Raw genomic sequence first — 21911 nt, 5'->3', positions numbered from 1 at the left:
CGCGAGTGGACCGGAACACGACGATCCTGCGGGCGAGCCCGTTGCTCGCCCAGGAGCGCATCTCGGCCGTGGTGTTCGACCTGGACGGCGTGCTCGTGGACAGCTTCGCCGTCATGCAGGAGGCGTTCGCCGCGGCGTACGCCGAGGTCGTCGGCGACGGCGAGGCACCGTTCGAGGAGTACCGCAAGCACCTGGGCCGCTACTTCCCGGACATCATGCGGATCATGGGCCTGCCGCTGGAGATGGAGGAGCCGTTCGTCCGCGAGAGCTACCGGCTGGCCGGGCGGGTGCAGCTGTTCGACGGGGTCCGCGAGCTGCTGTCGGACCTGAGCGCGCTCGGCGTCCGGATGGCGGTGGCGACGGGCAAGAGCGGCCCCCGGGCCCGCTCGCTGCTGGACGGGCTCGGCGTCCTGCGGCACTTCGAGCACGTCATCGGGTCCGATGAGGTGCCGCGGGCGAAACCGGCCCCGGACATCGTGTTTCGCGCGCTGGACCTGCTGGGCACCCCGGCGCAGCGGGCGGTGATGATCGGTGACGCGACCACCGACCTGGCCGCGGCCCGCGGTGCGGGCGTCGCCGCGGTCGCCGCCACGTGGGGGGAGGCCGAAGTGGACCTCCTGCTGGCGGAGAACCCGGATGCGGTGGTGAACGCCCCCGGCGAGGTGCTGGCGCTGGTTGCCGCGTCGAGCTGACGCGATCACGCGGAAGGCCCCGGACCAAGTTCCAGGTCCGGGGCCTTCTGCGTGGCGGTTCAGCCGCGCGGCATCGCGGCGAGGGTTTCGGCGACCAGCTGTTCCGGCACGTCCTGCACCAGGTCCGGCCCGCCGGTGCCGTCGAGCACGAACGCCAGGCCGGAGGTGGCCTTCTTGTCCAGGCGCATCAGGTCGATCAGCTGCTCGGTGCCGACCTCGGCGGGCAGCCGCCACGGCAGGTCGTAGTGCCGGACGACGTCGAGGTGCTCGGCCGCGCGCTGCTCGGACACCCTGCCGAGCGCGGCGGCCAGGCGACCTGCGAACACCGTGCCGATGGCGACCCCTTCGCCGTGGCGCAGCGCGTAATCCGTCGCGCGCTCCAAGGCGTGCCCCAGCGTGTGGCCGTAGTTGAGCAGGTGGCGGCGCCCGTTGTCTCGTTCGTCGGACATCACCACCGACGCCTTGAGCGCCACGCTGGCGGCGATCTGCTCCGGCAGCGGCAGACCGCGCAGGTCGCCGGCGCCGATGAAGTGGCAGCGGGCGATCTCGCCGTAGCCGTTGGTCCACTCCCGGGCGGGCAGCGTGCTGAGCAGGTCGGTGTCGCAGAGCACCGCCTTGGGCTGCCAGTACGCGCCGACCAGGTTCTTGCCCTCCGGGAGGTTGACGGCGGTCTTGCCGCCGACGCTCGCGTCGACCTGGGCCAGCAGCGAACTCGGCAGGTGCACGACCGGCACGCCCCGGTGGTACAGCGCCGCCGCCAGGCCGACCGAGTCGGTGACGGTCCCGCCGCCGCAGGAGATCACCACGTCGGAGCGGGTCAGGCCGAACTCGGCGAACTGGCGGCACGTCGACTCGACCGTGGCCAGGGTCTTGTCGTGCTCGCCGTCCTGGGCCCGCAGCACCAGCGCGGGGATCCCGAGGTCCGGCAGGAGTTCCGGTGGCCGGGCGGTCACGATCGCGGCGCGCTTCGCCCCCAGCGCGGCCACCAGGTCGGGCAGGGTGTTCCGCACCCCGGAACCGATGTGCACGGTGTAGCTGCGTTCGCCCAGCTCCACCTCGATCCGGGTGGCTGCCAGCTCGGCGTGCGCGGTCATGGTCGGGCTCCTTCCAGTGCCAGTTCGGTGCGGCCGGGTTCCGGAGCGGGTGCCCGGTCGTCGAGCCCGGCCCGCAGCGCGGTCCGCAGCGTCCGGGCGGCGAGCGCCTGGACCGGTTCCGGGACGCCGAGCCGCAGGTGGGTGCGGCGGGCGTGGTCGAACAGCAGGTAGTTCAACGGCGGGGATTCCGAAGCGGTGGTGGCCGCGACGAGCGCGTCCACCGACTTGAGGTACTGCGACCAGGCGGACCCGGCCTCCTCGGCGGGCACCGCGGCGAGCACGTCGTCGAGGTGCCGGTCGGCCTGCTGCAGCAGTGCGACGCGCTGGTCCGGTTCGAGCGCGGCGGACCAGCTCTGCCAGCACTGGAACAGGAACGCCGCGCGCTTCGGCGCGGCGACGTGGCCGATCAGGCGGTGCAGGTGCAGGGCGGCGAACGGCACCTGCCGGGTGGCGGGCAGCCCGCCGTCGCGCAGGACCTGCAGCGCGAGTTCGCTGGCCGCTTCGGCGAGGCCCAGGGCGGTTCCGGACAACGCCGCGGGATCGGCGTCGAAATCGCCGGGGTGGATGCGGATCCGCTGGTGCTCGGCCGCGACCTCGCGCGCGGCTTCGGCGCGCGCGTCCCCGGTGGTGCGCGACCACAGGGCGAGAACGGGTTCGATGCGGTCGTGCCGTTCGAAGAACCAGCGGCTGCGCGCATCCGCTGCTCGGATGCGCGTCACGAGCCCGTGCAACGCCGGGACGAGTTCCTCGGTGGTGGATTCCTGTTCGGGGGTCTGGGTTTCGTGCACGAGAAGTACTGACCAGTCGCGCGTCAACGCAAAGCACCTCGGCGAATGTGCGGTCGGGACGGTGGGACGCGTCGGGGCGGCCGACCGGGGCGACCCGGTGGAAGAGCGGGGCCCGCGCATCTCCGAGGGTAGGTCCGAGCCGGGTTCCGGCGCGATGAACTGAAGCGGAAATCCCGTCGCAGCAGCAACTTAGGGACGTCGTAGGGGGGTGTGCAGGGGGCTGCTGGGCGCTTCGGTGCGGTAGGAATTGTGGCAGCTGGGGTGTTCTGAGCGCAGCGGGGCGCGTGAACGCGCCCCGCACCGTTGTTCCGCGAACCGGCGGGTGAACCGTGCCGAGAGCTTCGGAACGCGCCCGTTTCCGGTGTTGACCGAGGATATGGTGAAACATGCTGCGAACCGAGCTGGTTCGGCCGTTGCCTGAGCTGATCCGGGACAACGCCGTTCGATTCGGGGACAAGGTCGCCTTCCGGGATGCCCGGCGCGAAGTCGGCTACGCGGAGCTGGAGCGGCGCACTGGTCGGCTCGCCGGGAACCTGGCGCGGCTGCGGCTCCAGCCCGGCGACCGGGCGGTGATCTACCTCGGCAACCGGGTCGAGGTGGTGGAGAGCTACCTCGCGATCGTGCGCGCGAGCGCGATCGGGGTGCCGCTGAACCCGCGTTCCTCCGACGGCGAGCTGGCCTTCTTCCTCGACGACAGCGGAGCCCGGGTCGTCATCACCGACGGCGCCCGGGCCGAGCAGGTGCAGCGGGTGCTCGCCGACCGGGAGAACGTCCGGCTCGTGGTGGCCGACCAGGACCGGCCGTTCGACGCGCCCGCGGGCGCTGCCGCGTTCGAGGTGCTGGCCACCACCGAACCCCCGGAGCCCGCGCGCGACGACCTCGGCCTCGACGATCTGGCGTGGATGCTCTACACCTCCGGCACCACCGGCAAGCCGAAGGGCGTGCTGTCGACCCAGCGCAACTGCCTGTGGTCGGTGGCGGCCTGCTACGTGCCGGTGCCCGAGCTGTCCGCCGAGGACCGGGTGCTGTGGCCGCTGCCGCTGTTCCACAGCCTGTCGCACATCGCCTGCGTGCTGGCGGTGACCGCGGTCGGCGCTTCTGCCCGCATCGTCGACGGTTTCGCCCCGGACGAGGTGCTGTCGGCGCTGCGCGAGGAGCGGTCGACGTTCCTCGCGGGCGTGCCGACGATGTACCACTACCTGGTGCAGGCCGCGCGTCGCGACGGCTTCGAGGCACCTGCGCTGCGGATGTGCCTGGTCGGCGGGGCGGTGACCACGGCGTCGCTGCGCAACGACTTCGAGGAGGCGTTCGGCGCTCCGCTCGTCGACGCCTACGGCAGCACCGAGACCTGCGGTTCGATCACCATCAACTGGCCGCACGGCACCCGGGTCGAGGGCTCCTGCGGGCTGCCGGTGCCCGGCGTCAACGTGCGGTTGGTCGACCCGGACACCGGCCAGGACGTGGCGAACGGCCAGGAGGGCGAGGTGTGGGTCAGCGGACCGAGCGTGATGGTCGGCTACCACAACCAGCCCGAGGTCACCGCCTCGGTGCTGCGCGACGGGTGGTACCGCACGGGCGACCTGGCGCGCCGCGACGAGGCCGGGTTCTTCACCATCACCGGGCGGATCAAGGAGCTCATCATCCGCGGTGGCGAGAACATCCACCCCGGGGAGATCGAGGCCGTGCTGCGGGACGTTCCGGGCGTGGTCGACGTCGCGGTGGCCGGGAAGCCGCACGACCTGCTCGGCGAGGTGCCGGTGGCGTTCCTGGTCCCGGCCCCCGGTGGGCTGGACCCGCAGCGGTTGGTCGAGGCGTGCCGCGAGCACCTGGCCTACTTCAAGGTGCCCGAGGAGTTCTACGAGATCGACCGGATCCCGCGCACCGCGTCCGGGAAGATCACCCGCCACGTGCTCCTGGACCGCCCCGCGCGGTTGCGCGTGGCCGGGAGCACGCACTACGGGAACCTGCTGAAGGTCGACTGGACTCCGCTGCCCTCGGTGTCGACGGCCCCGGCGTCGGCCGTGCGCTGGACCGCGGTCGGAGATGTGGCGCTGCCCGGTGAAGCGGTCGAGCGGTTCCCCGATCTCGCCGCGGCGGCGAGTGCGGTGGCCGCGGACAGCGCGGTCGTGCTCGCGCTCCCGTCGGACTCCGAAGTGGACGGTGTGCTGGGTGAGGTTCGCCGCTGGTGCGCCGACGATCGGCTGGCCGGGACCAGGATCGTGCTGGTGACCCGCGGTTGCGCCGCTGTCGGCGGGGTGGATCGCGATGCGCCGCAGCAGGCGCTGTGGGCGCTGGCCGCGCAGGTGCAGCAGGAGCACCCGGGGCGGGTCGTGCTGGTGGACCTCGACGAGGACGGCGACATCGACCAGCACGCCCTGACCTCGGCCGCGACGTCCGGGGAGGGCTGCATCGCGGTGCGCTCCGGGGTGCCGCTGGTGCCGAGGCTGTCCCGGGTGGTGGTGCCGGAGGCGAGCGCGGGTGACCCGTTCGACCCGCGCAGCACGGTGCTGATCACCGGTGCCGACGGCGCGGAGGCGGCCGCCATCGCGCACCACCTGGTGTCCGGGCACGGCGTCCGGAACCTGCTGCTGGTCAGCGGGCACGGCGAGGGCGACGACGCGGCGCGCGAGCTGGCCGCCGAACTGGCCGACGACGGGGTCGTCGTCACGCTCCTGGCCTGCGACCTCGCGGACCGCGACGCCGTCGCCGCCGCGCTGCGCGGGGTGTCGCCTGCGCTGGGCGGCGTCGTGCACACCGCGGGACGCCGCGACCGAGGTGCCTCGGTGGCGGGTGCGCGCACTCTCGCAGCGCTGACCGAAGATCTCGAACTGGGAGCGTTCGTCCTGGTCAGCTCGGTCGCCGCGCCGGGCCTGCCGGTGGCGCGCGAAGCGGCCACCACCTCCGCCGGGCTGGAGTCGGTCGCGCGCCACCGCGCGGAGAGCGGCCGACCGGCGCTGGTGTTCGGCTGGGACCTGTCCGACGACGCCGACGTCCCGGGACTGGCCCGGCTGTCCGTCCAGGACGGCCTCGCCATGTTCGACGCGGCCCTGCAGCAGCCGGAAGTCGTGGTCGCCGCGGCCAAACCGGATGCCGAGACCGTCGGCGCGCCGGTGCCGTCGGTGCTGAGCGGGCTGTTCGACGTGGCGGTCGGCGAACAGGGCGGTGCGGACGAGGAGAAGGCCGAACTGCTCCGCGAGCGCCTCCGTGCTCGCCCGGAACCGGCTCGTCGCCGGATGCTCCTCGACCTGGTCAGGTCCGAGGTGGCGAACGTGCTCGGCGCGGACGTCTCGGCGGTGCGGTCGGATCGCGCGTTCAAGGACCTGGGGTTCAACTCGCTGATGGCGGTGAAGCTCCGCAACGGTCTCAGCGCTGGAACGGGGCTGCGGTTGCCCGCGGCCATCGCCTTCGACCACCCGAACCCGACTGCGCTGGCCGACCACCTGCGAGCCCTGCTGCTCGGGGTGTCGGAGGACTCGCCCGCCCCGCGGCCCGCCGCACGGGCAGCCGACGAGCCGATCGCGATCGTGGGGATGGCGTGCCGCCTGCCGGGCGGGGTGGGCTCGCCGGACGAGCTGTGGGACCTGGTGTCCTCGGGCGGCGATGCGATCTCCGGGTTCCCGGAGGACCGCGGATGGGACCTGGACCGGGTCTTCGACCCGGACCCGGAGGCCGCCGGCAAGTCGTACGTGCGCAGCGGCGGGTTCTTGAGTGGTGTTGGGGATTTCGACCCGGGGTTGTTCGGGATCAGTCCTCGTGAGGCGCTGGCGATGGACCCGCAGCAGCGGTTGTTGCTGGAGTCGTCGTGGGAGGCGCTGGAGGATGCGGGGCTGGACCCGCTTTCGCTGCGGGGGCGCGACATCGGCGTCTACTCCGGCGTCATGCGCCACGACTACGGAACCGGCCTGAGCGAGGTTCCGGCGGAGATCCAGGGCTACCGGAGCACGGGTGCGGCCGGGAGCGTGGCTTCGGGGCGGGTGTCCTACACCTTGGGTCTGGAGGGACCGGCGCTGACGGTGGACACGGCGTGCTCGTCGTCGCTGGTGGCGTTGCACTTGGCTGCCCAGGCGATCCGGGCGGGGGAGTGCTCGATGGCCCTCGCCGGTGGCGTCGCCGTCATGGCGACCCCGAGCGATTTCATCGAGTTCTCCCGCCAGCGCGCGCTCGCCACCGATGGCCGCTGCAAGGCCTTCTCCGACGATGCCGACGGCACCAGCTGGTCCGAGGGGGTGGGCGTGGTCGTGTTGGAGCGGTTGTCGGATGCGCGGCGCGCGGGGCACCGTGTGTTGGCGGTGGTGTCGGGTTCGGCGGTGAACCAGGACGGTGCGTCGAACGGCCTGACTGCGCCGAATGGTCCGTCGCAGGAACGGGTTATCCGTGCTGCGTTGGCGAATGCCGGGCTGGGTGTGTCCGATGTGGACGCGGTTGAAGCGCACGGTACGGGAACCTCGCTGGGTGATCCGATTGAGGCTGGTGCGTTGTTGGCGACGTATGGCCAGCGTGGTTCGGGTGAGCCTTTGTGGGTTGGTTCGTTGAAGTCGAACATCGGTCATGCTCAGGCTGCTGCTGGTGTGGCGGGTGTGATCAAGATGGTTCAGGCGATGCGCCACGGTGTGTTGCCCGCGTCGCTGCATGTGGATCGTCCGTCGTCGAAGGTTGATTGGGATGCGGGCGCGGTCGAGGTGCTCGCCGAGCAGCGGGACTGGCCGGAAACGGGACGTGTGCGTCGGGCCGGGGTTTCCTCGTTCGGCGTCAGCGGCACGAATGCCCACGTCATCCTCGAACAGGCACCAGCTCTCGAAGCACCGGATTCCACCGGGGGTGAGTCCGGTGCCGATCCCGACGTCGTGGTGCCGTGGATCCTTTCCGGGCACACGCCGGAAGCGCTTCGCGCCCAGGCGCAGCGGCTCGGCGCGGCAGTGGCGGCCTCCGGCCCCGGTCGCGTTGACGTGGGCCACTCGCTGCTGTCCCGCGCGAAGCTCGACCACCGCGCAGTGATCATCTCGGCCAGCAGCGCGGAAGCTGCTTCGGGCCTTGCGTCGGCCACGTCCGACGCACCCGCGGGCGTCGTCATCGGCTCCGCCGCAGCAGATGGCCAGCTCGCCTTCGTCTTCCCGGGTCAAGGTGCGCAATGGGTCGGCATGGGCGCGGAGTTGCTGAACGCATCCCCGGTGTTCGCGGAGGCAATGGCCGAGTGCGATGAGGCGTTGTCGGAGTTCGTGGACTGGTCGTTGGTCGAGGTGATTCGCGAGCGCGCCTCGCTGGATCGCGTCGACGTGGTGCAGCCTGCGTCGTTTGCGGTGATGGTGTCCCTGGCGCGGTTGTGGCAGGCGCACGGCGTTGTTCCGGATGCGGTGGTGGGCCATTCCCAGGGCGAAATCGCTGCCGCGCACGTCGCGGGCGCGTTGAGCTTGCGTGATGCGGCGCGGATCGTGGCGTTGCGGAGCCAGTTGATCGCTGGCGAACTGGCTGGTCGCGGCGGAATGGTCTCGTTGTCCTTGCCCGAGCCGGAAACCGCTGAGTTGATCAGCCGATGGCCGGGGCTGGACGTCGCGGTGGTCAACGGGCCGAGTTCGGTGGTCGTGGCGGGCGATCCGGTTGCGTGCGAGGAGTTGATCGCCGAGGCGGAGAGCCGGGAGATCCGGGTGCGTCGGGTTCCGGTGGATTACGCTTCGCACTCCGGCCACGTCGAACGTATCGAGGACGAGCTCCGCGCCGTCGTCGCGGATGTGGTGCCCAATTCACTCGATATCCCGTTCTTCTCCACTGTGGACTGCGCGTGGTTGGAGTCGTTGTCCGGGGACTACTGGTACCGGAACCTGCGTCAGCGGGTCCGCTTCGCCGAGGCCACCACGGCTCTCGTCGAGGCTGGCTTCCGCGCGTTCGTCGAGGTCAGCGCGCATCCGGTGCTGACGGTGGCGGTTCAGGAGACGCTGGAGCAGCATGATGTCGACGCCGTCGTGACCGGCACGCTGCGCCGGGACGAGGGTGGCCTGGTCCGGTTCGCCACGTCGCTGGCCGAGGCGTTCGTGCGCGGTGTCGAGGTCGACTGGACGCCGTTCTTCGACGGTCTGAACCCCCGCCGGGTGGACCTGCCCACCTACGCCTTCCAGCACCAGCGCTACTGGCTGGAATCCGGCGGACCGACGACGGCGGACGTGTCCTCGGCAGGTTTGGACACCGTGGACCACCCGCTGCTCGGGGCCCTGGTCAGCGCCCCGGATTCCGGCGAGGTGGTGTTCACCGGTCGGCTGTCCCTGCGGACGCACCCCTGGCTCGACGACCACCGGGTCGGCGGCACCGTGCTGGTGCCCGGCACGGCGCTGCTGGATGCGACCGGGTTCGTCGGCGGGCAGCTGTCGGCACCGGTGGTGGCCGAGCTGACGATCGCGAAGCCGGTCGTCGTCCCCGACGACGGGGCGACCGACCTCCAGTTCCGGGTCGGCGAAGCCGACGGCGACTCCTACCGCCAGGTGCGGGTGTACGTCCGCACCGGCGCGGACGGGGTCTGGGCGGAGCACGCGTCCGGCGCGGTCGCCGCGCAGGGCGATCAGGCGAACCCGGCGCCGCCGATCTCCTCCTGGCCCCCGGCCGGTGCGCGGCGGATCGAGGTCGAGGACCTCTACGACTCCCTCGCGGTCGACTACGGCCCGTCGTTCCGGGCGGTCCGGGACGTCTGGGTCGCGGACTCCCACGTCTACGCCGAGGTCGAGCTTCCGGACGGGGTGGCCGATGCGGACGGCTACGCCGTGCACCCGGCGGTGCTCGACGCCGCGCTGCACCCGCTCGGCGCGTCCGGGCTCCTCGACGACCCGCAGCGCGCCCGGCTGGCCTTCTCCTGGTCCGGGGTTCGCTGGTACGCGTCGGGAGCGCGGTCGATGCGCGTGCGCGTCACCCCCGCCGGGCCCGAGTCGGTGTCGATCAGCGGTGTCGACGCGACCGGCGCGCCGGTCGTCGACGTCGGCGGACTGGTCGTCCGGCCGGTCGAGTTCGAGCAGATCAGGGCCGCCTCGAACGCGGTCCGGGACATGCTCTTCGAGGTCGAGCAGGTGCCCGTTCCCGCCGCGTCCACCGAGGTGGCGGAGCCGACGTGGACCTCGGAGGTCCCCGCCGGACCGGTCGATCCGGTCGTGGTGCTCGCGCCGGAGGTGGAGTCCGGCGGTTCCCTCCCGGAACGGGTGCGGGTGACCGGGCTGCGGGTGCTGGCGGCGATCCAGGCGTGGCTGTCCGACCCGGCCAAGGCCGCCTCGCGGCTGGTGGTCGCCGTGGACGGGACCGACCCCGTGCAGCAACCGCTCGCCGGGCTGATCCGCACCGCGCAGTCGGAGAACCCCGACCGCTTCACCCTCCTCGACCTGGACCGGCTGGACGCCGACAGCGTCCGGGCCGGGCTCGCGGTCGCCGGGGACGAACCGCAGATCACCGTGCGGGACGGCCGAGCGCACGTCGCCCGCCTCAAGCGCGCCGAGGTGTCGGCCGAGGGCGGGGAATCGCCGCTGCGCGGTGGCACCGTGCTGATCACGGGTGCGACGGGCGGGATCGGTCGGCTGGTGGCCAAGCACCTCGCGGAGGCGCACGGGGTGGGCGAACTGGTGCTGGTCTCCCGCTCGGGCAGCGGCGGCGACTGGGTCGACGAGCTCGCCGCTGCCGGGGTGCGGGTGCGCCCGGTCGCAGCCGACGTCGCGGATCGCGAGCAGCTGGCGCGGGTCGTCGAACCGGTGGCGGACCGGCTGGTCGGCGTGGTGCACGCGGCCGGGATCGTCGACGACAGCATCGTCGCCGACCTGCGGCCCGAGCAGTGGGACGCGGTCATCCGGACGAAGGTGCACGGCGCGTGGCACCTGCATGAGCTGACCGAGGGCCTCGACCTGCGGGCGTTCGTGCTGTTCTCGTCGGCTTCCGCGACGTTCGGCGGTGCGGGCCAGGGCAACTACGCGGCCGCCAACGCGTTCCTGGAGGGCTTCGCCCGCCACCGCCGGACCCTGGGGCTGCCCGCGGTGGCGCTGGCCTGGGGACTGTGGGGCGAGGAGCACGGCATGGGCAGCCGGCTCAGCGAGACCGACCTGGCGCGCATGGCGCGCGGCGGCACCCGCCCGCTGTCGCCGGACCAGGGGCTCGCGCTGTTCGACGTCGCGCTGCACGCCGAGCAACCGGCTCTCGTGCCGATCCGGCTGGACCTGGCCGCGGTGCGCAGCAGCGGCGAGGTGCCCCCGCTGCTGCGCGGCCTGGTCCCCCAGCGGGCCCGCCGCGCAGCCGATCGGCAGGACGGCGCGGCCGACGAGTCCGAGCTGCGGCAGCGGTTGGCCGCGCTCGGCGAAGCCGACCAGAACCGGGTCCTGCTCGACCTGGTGCGCGCGGCCTCGGCCGCGGTCCTCGGCCACGCAGGGCCGGACAGCGTCGACCCGGCCCGGCCGTTCAAGGAGCTGGGTTTCGACTCGTTGACCGCCGTCGAGCTGCGCAACCGGGTCAACGGGAGCACCGGGCTCCGGCTCCCGGCCACGCTGATCTTCAACCACCCGACCCCGCAGGAGCTGGCCGACCACCTGCAGCGCCAGCTGGGCGTGTCCGCGGCGGAGGTGACCGCGACCGCCACGACGCGCACCGACCCCGACGACGACCCGATCGCCATCGTCGCGATGGGCTGCCGCTTCCCCGGCGGGATCACCTCCCCGGACGACCTGTGGCGCTTCGTGCTCGACGGGGGCGACGCGATCTCCGAGTTCCCGGCCGACCGCGGGTGGGACCTGGACGGGATCTTCGACGCCGACCCGGACGCGACGGGCAAGACCTACGTGCGGCGCGGCGGGTTCCTCGACGGCGTGGCCGATTTCGACGCCGAGTTCTTCGGGATCAACCCGCGCGAGGCGCTGGCGATGGACCCGCAGCAGCGGTTGCTGCTGGAGGTCACCTGGGAGACGTTCGAACGGGCGGGCCTGGACCCGTCGGCGCTGCGCGGCACCCCCACCGGCGTCTTCGTCGGGACGCACGGCCAGGACTACGGAGCAGGAGGGGGCGGGGCCGACGAGGGATACCTGGTCATCGGCACCGCCGCCAGCGTCCTGTCCGGCCGGGTGTCCTACACGCTGGGGCTGGAGGGACCGGCGGTGACGGTGGACACGGCGTGCTCGTCGTCGCTGGTCGCCCTGCACCTGGCGGCCCAAGCGCTGCGGACCGGGGAGTGCTCGCTCGCGGTGGCGGGCGGGGTCTCCATCATGTCCACGTTGGACGGTGTGGTCGGGTTCAGCAGGCAGCGGGGGCTCGCCGCCGACGGCCGGTGCAAGGCGTTCTCCGACGACGCCGACGGGTTCGGCATGTCCGAGGGCATCGGACTGATCCTGCTGGAGCGGCTGTCGGATGCGCGGCGCGCGGGTCGGCGGGTGCTGGGCGTGCTGGCCGGTTCGGCGATCAACCAGGACGGCGCGTCGAACGGCCTGACCGCGCCGAACGGCCCGTCCCAGGAGCGGGTGATCCGGTCCGCGCTGGCCAGCGCCGGTCTCACCGAGTCCGATGTGGACCTCGTCGAGGCGCACGGCACGGGTACCGCGCTGGGTGACCCGATCGAGGCGGAAGCGCTGCTGGCGACCTACGGTCAGCGCCGCTCCGGCGACCCGCTCTGGATCGGCTCGGTGAAGTCCAACATCGGGCACACCCAGGCCGCCGCCGGGGCGGCCGGTGTGATCAAGGTGGTGCAGGCGCTCCAGCACGGCGTGCTGCCCGCCTCGCTGCACGTGGGCAGCCCGTCCTCGCACGTGGACTGGGACTCGGGTGCCGTCGAGGTGCTCGCCGAGCAGCGGGTGTGGCCGGAAACCGGTCGCGCGCGCCGCGCGGGGGTGTCCTCGTTCGGGGTGAGCGGGACGAACGCCCACGTGATCGTCGAGCAGGCGCCGGACGACCCGACCCCCGCCCCGGAGGGCGCAACGCCCGACGGGCTCGTGCTTCCCTGGGTGGTCACCGGGCACACGCGGGCGGCCCTCCAGGCGCAGGCCGAGCGGGTGCGCGCCCACCTCGCCGAGCGGCCGGACCTGGATCGCGGCGACGTGGCGCGATCGTTGCTGTCCCGCGCGAAGCTCACCCACCGCGCGGTGCTCCTGACCACCGGCCGGGACGGGGCGCTGTCCGGTCTCGCCTCGGCCGCCGCGGGCGAGCCCGCTGCCGACCTGGTGACCGGCGTGGCTGGTGCGGGCGGTCGTCGGGTGTTCGTCTTCCCGGGTCAGGGGGCGCAGTGGGTCGGGATGGGTGCGGGGTTGCTGGGCGCGTCCCGGGTGTTCGCGGAGGCGATGGCCGAGTGCGATGAGGCGTTGTCGGAGTTCGTGGACTGGTCGCTGGTCGAGGTGATTCGCGGGCGTGGCTCGTTGGATCGTGTTGACGTGGTGCAGCCTGCGTCGTTCGCGGTGATGGTGTCGTTGGCGAAGCTGTGGCAGTCCTACGGTGTTCGCCCTGATGCGGTGGTGGGGCACTCCCAAGGCGAGATCGCTGCCGCGCATGTTGCGGGCGCGTTGAGTCTGCGTGATGCGGCGCGGATCGTGGCGCTGCGGAGCCAGTTGATCGCGGCCGAGCTGGCCGGTCGCGGTGGGATGGTGTCGGTTTCGCTTCCGGAGTCGGAGGCGGTCGAGCTGATCGAGCGGTGGCCGGGGCTTGAGGTCGCGGTGGTCAACGGACCTGGGGCTGTCGTGGTGGCGGGTGATCCGGTGGAGTGCGATGAGCTGATCGCTGAGGCTGAAAGCCGAGAGATTCGGGCGCGTCGGGTTCCGGTGGACTACGCCTCGCACTCCAGCCACGTCGAACGCATCGAGGACGAGCTCCGCGCCGTCGTCGCGGACGTGGTGCCCAATTCTCCCGATATCCCGTTCTTCTCCACTGTGGACTGCGAATGGCTGGACTCGCTTTCCGGGGACTACTGGTACCGGAACCTGCGTCAGCAGGTCCGCTTCGCCGAGGCCACCGCTGTGTTGGTGGAGTCGGGTTATCGAGTGTTCGTCGAGGTCAGTGCGCATCCGGTGCTGGCGGTGGCGGTTCAGGAGACGCTGGAGCAGCACGACGCCGACGCCGTCGTGACGGGCACGCTGCGTCGGGACGAGGGTGGCCTGGTCCGGTTCGCCGCGTCGCTGGCCGAGCTGTTCGTGCGCGGTGTCGAGGTCGACTGGACGCGGTTCTTCGAGGGCCTGAACCCCCGCTGGGTGGACCTGCCCACCTACGCCTTCCAGCACCAGCGCTACTGGCTGGAGCCGCAACTGCGCGTCGGTGACGTCGGCGGAACCGGGTTGTCCGTCGCCGAGCACCCCCTGCTGGCCGCGACGTTGAGCCTCCCGGAATCCGGTGAGGTCGTGTTCACCGGCCAGCTGTCCCTGCGCACGCACCCCTGGCTCGCCGACCACGCGGTGCACGGCACCGTGCTGGCACCGGGGACGGCGCTGCTGGAGCTGGCGGTCCGAGCCGGTGACGAGGTCGGGACACCGGTCGTGGACGAGCTGGTGATCGAAGCGCCGCTGGTGCTGCCCGAGCACGGTTCGGTGCAGGTCCAGGTCGGAGTGGCCGACGCGGACGAGACCGGGCGCCGCGCGGTCCGCGTGCACTCGCGGCAGGGCGAGGGCGCGAGCTGGGTGCGCCACGCGAGCGGCACGTTGACGGCCGCCGCAGCGCCCCCGAACCGGGCTGCGGTGCAGTGGCCGCCAGCTGGGGCCGAGCAGGCGCCGGTCGACGGGTTCTACGAGCGGATGGCGGAGTCCGGCTACGAGTACGGCCCGGCGTTCCGCGGCGTCGTCGCGGCGTGGACGCGGGGCCGCGAGGTCTTCGCCGAGGTGTCGCTGCCCGAGGAGCAGCGCTCCGGTGCGGCGGAGTTCGGCCTGCACCCGGCGCTGTTCGACGCCGCCATGCAGGCGGCGAACCTCGGTGCGGCTCCCAGCGCCGAACCGGGGCACGTGCTGCTGCCGTTCGCGTGGAACAAGTTCGCGCTCACCGCGTCCGGGGCGACCGCGCTGCGCGTGCACGCCGTGTGGACCCAGGACGACGAGGTCTCGGTCGAGCTGACCGATCCGGCCGGTGCCCCGGTCGGATCGCTGGGATCGCTCGTGCTGCGGCCGATCCCGGTCGCTCAGCTGGACGTGTCGTCGGCGACGGCGGGCGATGGTTTGCTGCGCGTCGACTGGGTGCAGGTGGAGCTGCCCGCTGCGGCGGAGACCGTGCGCGAGGAGACGATCCTCGACCTGACCGCCCACCGAGCCGGTCCGCAGCCGGAGGCGGCCCGCGAGCTGACCGCCGCGGCACTGGCCCGCGTGCAGGAATGGCTTGGCGCGGCGGAGGAATCCCCGCTGGTGGTGCTCACCTCGGACCCCGCGGGCGACCCGGCGGCGGCTGCGGTGTGGGGACTGCTGCGCTCCGCGCAGGCGGAGAACCCGGGCAGCGTGGTGCTGGTCGGCCTCGGCGACGCGCGGTCGGATCGCGGACTGCTGGCCCGGGCGGTGGCCAGCGGGGAACCGCAGCTGGTGATCCGAGCGGGCACGGCCGCCGCGCCGCGCCTGGCCAAGGCCGGTGCGCAGGACCGGGTCCCCGCAGCGCTGGACCCGCGCGGCACTGCGCTGATCACCGGCGGTACCGGGGTTCTCGGCGGGTTCGTGGCCCGGCACCTGGTGGAGGCGCACGGCGTGCGGAACCTGGTGCTGCTGAGCCGGAGCGGTCCGGACGCGCCCGGCGCCGGGGAGCTGGAAGCCGACCTGCGGAAGGCAGGCGCGGAGGTGCGCGTGGTCGCTTGCGACGCCGCCGACCGGCAGGCGCTCGCCGCGGTCCTGGACACCATTCCGCAGGACCGCCCGCTGACCGCGGTCGTGCACACCGCCGGTGTCCTCGACGACGGCGTGGTGTCCGCGCTGACGGCGGAGCGGCTGGACGCGGTCTTCCGGCCGAAGGTGGACGCGGCGTGGCACCTCCACGAGCTCACCAGGGACACCGACCTGGGCGCGTTCGTGCTGTTCTCCTCCGCGTCGGCGGCGTTCGGCGGCAAGGGCCAGGGCAACTACGCGGCGGCCAACGGGTACTTGGACGGTCTCGCCGCGCACCGGCAGCAGCTCGGCCTGCCCGCCGTGTCGCTGGCCTGGGGGCTGTGGAGCCAGGCCAGCGCCATGACCGGGCACCTCGACGCGGCCGAGCACGACCGGATGGCCGACGGCGGGGTCCTGGGCCTGTCGGCGGCTGAGGGGCTGGAGCTGTTCGACCGGGGCATCGAGGTCGGCGAACCCGTGCTGGCGGCGGTGAAGCTCAACCACGCGGGCCTGCGCAGCAGCGCTGCCGCCGGGGACCTCCCGCCGATGCTCCGCGGGTTGGTGCGCCACACCAGGAAGCAGGCGGCGGGCACGGCGTCCGTCGACGGGTTCGCCCAGCGCTTGGCCGGGATGAGCGCCGACGAGCAACTCCGCACGCTCGTGGAGTTCGTCCGGGGGCAGGCCGCGGCGGTGCTCGGGCACAGCACGGCGGATTCGGTTCCGGCGGACCAGGCGTTCAAGGAGCTGGGCTTCGACTCGCTCACCGCGGTCGAGCTCCGCAACCGGCTGTCCCGGGCGACCCAGCTGCGGATGCCCGCGACGCTGGTGTTCGACCACCCGAACCCGCTCGCGATCGCGGAGCACGTGCGCGACCGGCTGGGCGGTCCGGCCCCCGCCGGGACAGCCCTGCTGGACCGCCTGGACGCCCTGGAGCAGGAGCTGCTGGCGGCCGCCACCGCGCCGGGGGAGGAGCGCGACCAGCTCGCCGCTCGGCTGCGGTCGCTGGCGGAGAAGTTCGGGGCCGCCGACGCGGCCGGGGAGATCGATGTCGACTCCGCCTCGGACGACGAGCTCTTCGACTTCATCGACAGGGAAATCGGAAACCAGTGACGGCCCGCGCCGACTCGGGAAGGCTAGACGATGTCGAATGACGAGAAGCTGCGCGACTACCTCAAGCGCGTGGTGGCCGACCTCCAGCAGACCCGCAAGCGGCTCCGCGACGTGGAGGAGCGCCAGGGCGAGCCGATCGCGATCGTGGGGATGGCGTGCCGCCTGCCGGGCGGGGTGGGCTCGCCGGACGAGCTGTGGGACCTGGTGTCCTCGGGCGGCGATGCGATCTCCGGGTTCCCGGAGGACCGCGGATGGGACCTGGACCGGGTCTTCGACCCGGACCCGGAGGCCACCGGGAAGTCGTACGTGCGCAGCGGCGGGTTCTTGAGTGGTGCTGGGGATTTCGACCCGGGGTTGTTCGGGATCAGTCCTCGTGAGGCGCTGGCGATGGACCCGCAGCAGCGGTTGTTGCTGGAGTCGTCGTGGGAGGCGCTGGAGGATGCGGGGCTGGACCCGCTTTCGCTGCGGGGACGCGACATCGGCGTCTACTCGGGCTTGATGCACCACGACTACGGCAGCACGCTCCGCGAGCTCCCCGCCGGGCTCGAAGGATATTTCGGCATCGGCAACTCCGGGAGCGTGGCCTCGGGCCGGGTGTCCTACACGCTGGGCCTGGAGGGCCCGTCGGTGACCGTGGACACGGCGTGCTCGTCGTCGCTGGTCGCGCTGCACTTCGCCGTGCAGGCCATCCGGGCGGGGGAGTGCTCGATGGCCCTCGCCGGTGGCGTCGCCGTCATGGCGGAGCCCGGAGTCTTCGTCGACTTCTCCCGTCAGCGGGGTTTGGCGGTGGATGGTCGGTGCAAGGCGTTTTCGGATTCGGCTGATGGCACGGGGTTGGCCGAGGGTGTCGGGGTTGTTGTGTTGGAGCGGTTGTCGGATGCGCGGCGTGCTGGCCGTCGGGTGTTGGCGGTGGTTAAGGGTTCGGCGGTGAACCAGGACGGTGCGTCGAACGGCCTGACTGCGCCGAATGGTCCGTCGCAGGAACGAGTTATCCGGGCCGCGTTGGCGAACGCCGGGTTGAATGTGTCCGATGTGGACGCGGTTGAAGCGCACGGTACGGGAACCTCGCTGGGTGATCCGATTGAGGCTGGTGCGTTGTTGGCGACGTATGGCCAGCGTGGTTCGGGTGAGCCTTTGTGGGTTGGTTCGTTGAAGTCGAACATCGGTCATGCTCAGGCTGCTGCTGGTGTGGCGGGTGTGATCAAGATGGTTCAGGCGATGCGCCACGGTGTGTTGCCCGCGTCGCTGCATGTGGATCGTCCGTCGTCGAAGGTTGATTGGGATGCGGGCGCGGTCGAGGTGCTCGCCGAGCAGCGGGAGTGGCCGGAGACTGGGCGTGTGCGTCGGGCCGGGGTTTCCTCGTTCGGCGTCAGCGGCACGAACGCCCACGTCATCCTCGAACAAGCACCTGCCGAGGCACCGTTGACAGCCGAGCGGGATGCCACTGACGCCGTGGTGCCGTGGATCGTGTCAGGACACACGCCCGAGGCACTGCGCGTCCAGGCGCAACGAATCGCTGCGGCAGCGGAGGAATCCGGTGCCGATCGCGTTGATGTCGGTTCAACGCTGCTCACCCGCGCGAAGTTGCCCCACCGGGCCGTCGTGGTGCACACCGACGAGAAGGAAGCACTGACAGGCCTGCACGACCTGGCCTCGGATGACCCCGGCGCCGAGGCTGTGTCGGACGTGGCCGACGTGGATGGTCGTCGGGTGTTCGTCTTCCCGGGTCAGGGTGCGCAGTGGGTCGGCATGGGCGCGGAGCTGCTGGACACATCCCCGGTGTTCGCGGAGGCAATGGCCGAGTGCGACAAGGCGCTGGCCGAGTTCGTGGACTGGTCGCTGGTCGAGGTGATTCGCGAGCGCGCCTCGCTGGATCGCGTTGACGTTGTCCAGCCCGCGTCGTTTGCGGTGATGGTGGCACTAGCGCGGTTGTGGCAAGCGCATGGTGTTCGGCCGGATGCGGTGGTGGGTCATTCTCAGGGTGAGATCGCTGCCGCGCATGTGGCGGGTGCGTTGAGTTTGCGTGATGCGGCGCGGATTGTTGCGTTGCGGAGCCAGTTGATCGCTGCCGAACTGGCCGGTCGCGGTGGGATGGTGTCGGTCTCCCTCCCTGAATCTGAAGTTGCGGAGTTGATCGGCCGCTGGTCGGGGCTTGAGGTTGCGGTGGTCAACGGTCCTGGGGCGGTCGTGGTCGCGGGTGATCCGGCGGAGTGCGACGAGCTGATCGCCGAGGCGGAGGAACGCGAGATTCGGGCGCGTCGGGTTCCGGTGGATTATGCCTCGCACTCCAGCCACGTCGAACGCATCGAGCAGCAGCTGTCGGCGGTGCTGGTGGACGTCGTGCCCGGTGCTCCGGAGATCCCGTTCTTCTCCACAGTGGACTGCTCCTGGGTGGCGGGCGAGTCGCTGTCCGGGAACTACTGGTACCGGAACCTGCGGCAGCGGGTCCGCTTCGCCGAGGCCACGGCGGCTCTGGTCGAGGCCGGTTTCCGCGCGTTCGTCGAGGTCAGCGCCCACCCGGTGCTGACGCTGGCGATCCAGGAAACGCTGGACCAGCACCCGGACGTCAACGCCGTCGTGACCGGCACGCTGCGCCGCGAGGAAGGCGGGCTGCGCCGGTTCGCCACCTCGCTGGCCGAGGCGTTCGTCCGCGGTGTCGAGGTCGACTGGACTCCGTTGTTCGACGGCCTCGCCCCGCAGCGGGCGGAGCTGCCCGGCTACGCCTTCCAGCACCAGCGCTACTGGCTCGAATCGGCCCCGCCCACCGCCGGGGACGTCGCCGCCACCGGCCTCGACGTCGTGGACCACCCGCTGCTCGGTGCCGCGGTCCGCGCGGCGGACTCCGACGAGGTGGTGCTCACCAGCAGGCTGTCGCTGCGGACCCACCCCTGGCTCGCCCACCACGCCGTGGTCGGCGCGGTCCTCGTGCCCGGCGCTGCCCTGCTGGAGCTGGTTTCGCGCGCGGGTGACGAGGTCGGGTGCCCGGCCGTCGACGAGCTGCTGGTCGAAGCCCCGGTGGTCGTCCCCGAGCAGTCCGCGCTGCGCATCCAGGTCAAGGTCGACGAGGCCGACGGGACCGGTCGGCGGGCGGTGCGGATCTACGCGCGGCCGGACGACGAGGAGTCCTGGACCCGCCACGCCAGCGGCGTGCTGTCGCCGGAGCCGGTCGGTGCGGCGGCGGTGCCGTGGCCGCCGGGCGGGGAGCCGGTCCAGCTGGACGACTTCTACGAGGGCATGGCCGAATCCGGCGTCGAGTACGGCCCGTCCTTCCAATGCCTGTCGGCCGCCTGGACCCGCGGCCGCGAGGTCTTCGCGGAGGTCGTCCTGCCCGAGGAGCACCACGCCGAGGCCCGCGAGTTCGGCCTGCACCCGGCGCTGCTCGACGCCGCCATGCAGGCCACCAAGCTCGGCCGCAAAGCGGGCACCGCCCCCGGGCACGTCCTGCTCCCGTTCGCGTGGAACGGGTTCGCCGTCCACGCACCCGGCGCGACAACGCTGCGGGTGCACGCGGTGTGGACCGGCGACGACAGCGTGTCCCTGACCCTCGCCGACGGGAGCGGGACGCCGGTCGCCGCCCTGGACTCCCTGGCGCTGCGGCCCGTCCCGGTCGAACGCCTGAGCACGCCGGGCGACTCCCTGCACGAGGTCGACTGGACACCGGTCACCGGAACGGGCACCGGACCGAAGCTCGTCGTCGCAGGCGGGCAGGGCGTCTCGAACGTGCCGACGTACCCGGACCTGGATGCGCTGCGCACGGCGATCTCCTCCGGCGAACCGCGGCCCGGCGCCGTCGTCCTCGACCTGACCGGCGCAGGCGATCCGGCACCGCACGAGGTGCGGGCTGCTGTCGGCCGAGCGCTCGAACTGCTGCAGGAGTGGTTGGCCGACGCCCCGGCGGAGGGCGCAGAGCTGGTCGTGCTGACCCGGGGCGGCGTGGCGGTCGCGGGGGGCGACGTGGTCCGCGCCGGAGCCGCGGCGGTCTGGGGGTTGGTGCGGGCCGCGCAGGCGGAGCACCCGGGACTGATCACGCTGGTCGACGTCGACAGCGCGCCGCAGGACGGTGCCGCGCTGGCAGGGTTCGCGGCCGCGGGCGAACCCCAGGTCGCGGTCCGGTCCGGGCGCGCGTTCGCACCCCGGCTGGCGAAGACCACCGGCGAGGTCGAACCGAAGCCGCTCGATCCGGAGGGGACGGTGCTGGTCACCGGCGGCACCGGAACCCTCGGTGCCCTGGTCGCACGGCACCTGGTGCGAGCCCACGGCGTGCGCAGCCTCGTCCTGACCAGCCGCCGCGGCCCCGCGGCCCCGGGGGCGGACGAGCTGGTGGCGGAGCTGTCCGAGCTGGGGGCCGAGGTGGGCATCGTCGCTTGCGACGCGGCCGACCGCGCCGCGCTGGCGGAAGTCCTGGCCGACATCCCGGCCGACCGCCCGCTGACCGGCGTGGTGCACGCGGCGGGCGCGTTGGACGACGGCGTCCTCTCGTCGCTGACGACGGAGCGGCTGGACGCGGTCTTCCGGCCGAAGGTGGACGCCGCGTGGCACCTCCACGAGCTGACCGCGGACCTCGACCTGGCGATGTTCGTGCTGTTCTCCTCGGCGGCCGGAGTGCTCGGCGGCGCCGGGCAGAGCAACTACGCGGCCGCGAACGGCTACCTCGACGGACTCGCCGCGCACCGCAGGCAGCTCGGTCTGCCCGCCGTGTCGCTGGCCTGGGGGCTCTGGTCGGACGCCACCGGCCTCACGTCGAAGATGTCGGACACCGACCACGAACGCCTGGTCCGGAGCGGACTGGTCGGCCTGTCCAACGACGAGGGCATGGCGCTGTTCGACCGCGCGCTGCGCGCCGACCGACCGCTGCTGGTCCCCGTCAAGCTCGACCTCGCCGCGCTGCGGGTCGAGGAGCCGCCCTCACCGCTGCTGCGCAGCCTGACCCGGACGCGGCGGCGGTCCGCTCAGCGACCGGGTGGCGCGAACGCCCTCGCGCAGCAGCTCGCCGGGAAGTCGGAGGCCGAGCAGAAGCGGACGCTGGTCGAACTGGTCCGCGGGCACGCGGCCACCGTCCTCGGCCACGCCACGGCGGACGCCGTTCGCGCGGACCGGCCGTTCAAGGAGCTGGGCTTCGACTCGTTGGCGGCCGTGGAGCTGCGCAACCGGATCGGTGCGGCGACCGGACTCCGCCTGCAGGCGACCGTGGTGTTCGACTGCCCGACCCCGAACGCGCTCGCCGCTCGGCTGCACGGCGAGCTCTGCGCGGAGCGGGCCGAACCCGGGGTCGACGAGGAACGCCTGCGCCGAGCGCTGGCCACCGCCCCGCTCGACCGGTTCCGGGAGCTGGGCGTGCTCGACGCCCTGCTGCGCCTGGTCGACGGCGAGCACGGCGAAGCGCCCGCGGAGCCGGAGGACGACGCGGCTTCGATCGAAACCATGGACGTCGACCAGCTCGTGGCCCGCGCGCTGGGCAGCTGACTCGATCGCGGT

At 72.5% G+C, this 21911-nt stretch carries 5 protein-coding genes; 3 read left to right on the top strand and 2 right to left on the bottom strand.

What is annotated here, in order from left to right; translation table 11 throughout:
• The first annotated feature begins 5 nt into the window (after window positions 1–5).
• Window positions 6–692 carry an HAD-IA family hydrolase gene (locus tag F1721_RS09905; RefSeq protein ID WP_211840401.1) on the top strand — a complete coding sequence of 229 codons (687 nt, stop codon included), beginning with the start codon at window positions 6–8 and terminating at the stop codon, window positions 690–692.
• 59 nt (window positions 693–751) lie between these two features.
• On the opposite strand, the gene F1721_RS09900 is transcribed toward F1721_RS09905, so the two are convergent.
• Window positions 752–1786: a 3-dehydroquinate synthase family protein gene (locus F1721_RS09900; protein WP_150066297.1), complete on the bottom strand. Its 1035-nt coding sequence runs from the start codon at window positions 1784–1786 to the stop codon at window positions 752–754.
• Window positions 1783–2574 carry a hypothetical protein gene (locus F1721_RS09895; RefSeq protein ID WP_150066296.1) on the bottom strand — a complete coding sequence of 264 codons (792 nt, stop codon included), beginning with the start codon at window positions 2572–2574 and terminating at the stop codon, window positions 1783–1785. Before F1721_RS09895 ends, F1721_RS09900 begins: the two co-directional genes overlap by 4 nt.
• 386 nt (window positions 2575–2960) lie before the next feature.
• On the opposite strand from F1721_RS09895, the gene F1721_RS34970 reads away from it, so the two are divergent.
• Both F1721_RS34970 and F1721_RS09885 read left to right on the top strand, forming a co-directional pair.
• Window positions 2961–16436, top strand: coding sequence for a type I polyketide synthase (locus tag F1721_RS34970; RefSeq protein ID WP_150066295.1), 13476 nt, complete (start codon window positions 2961–2963; stop codon window positions 16434–16436).
• Between the two features lie 30 nt (window positions 16437–16466).
• Window positions 16467–21899, top strand: coding sequence for a type I polyketide synthase (locus tag F1721_RS09885; RefSeq protein ID WP_150066294.1), 5433 nt, complete (start codon window positions 16467–16469; stop codon window positions 21897–21899).
• Window positions 21900–21911: the final 12 nt, after the last annotated feature.

It is taken from the genome of Saccharopolyspora hirsuta (assembly GCF_008630535.1).
Taxonomy (GTDB): domain Bacteria; phylum Actinomycetota; class Actinomycetes; order Mycobacteriales; family Pseudonocardiaceae; genus Saccharopolyspora; species Saccharopolyspora hirsuta.
This window is presented reverse-complemented; position numbering and strand designations above follow the sequence as displayed.

What these genes read in the sequence shown, in the direction of transcription:
- F1721_RS09900 (WP_150066297.1), bottom strand. Translation starts at nt 1,786, where the DNA reads ATGACCGCGCACGCCGAGCTGGCAGCCACCCGGATCGAGGTGGAGCTG.
- F1721_RS34970 (WP_150066295.1), top strand. Translation starts at nt 2,961, where the DNA reads ATGCTGCGAACCGAGCTGGTTCGGCCGTTGCCTGAGCTGATCCGGGAC.
- F1721_RS09885 (WP_150066294.1), top strand. Translation starts at nt 16,467, where the DNA reads ATGTCGAATGACGAGAAGCTGCGCGACTACCTCAAGCGCGTGGTGGCC.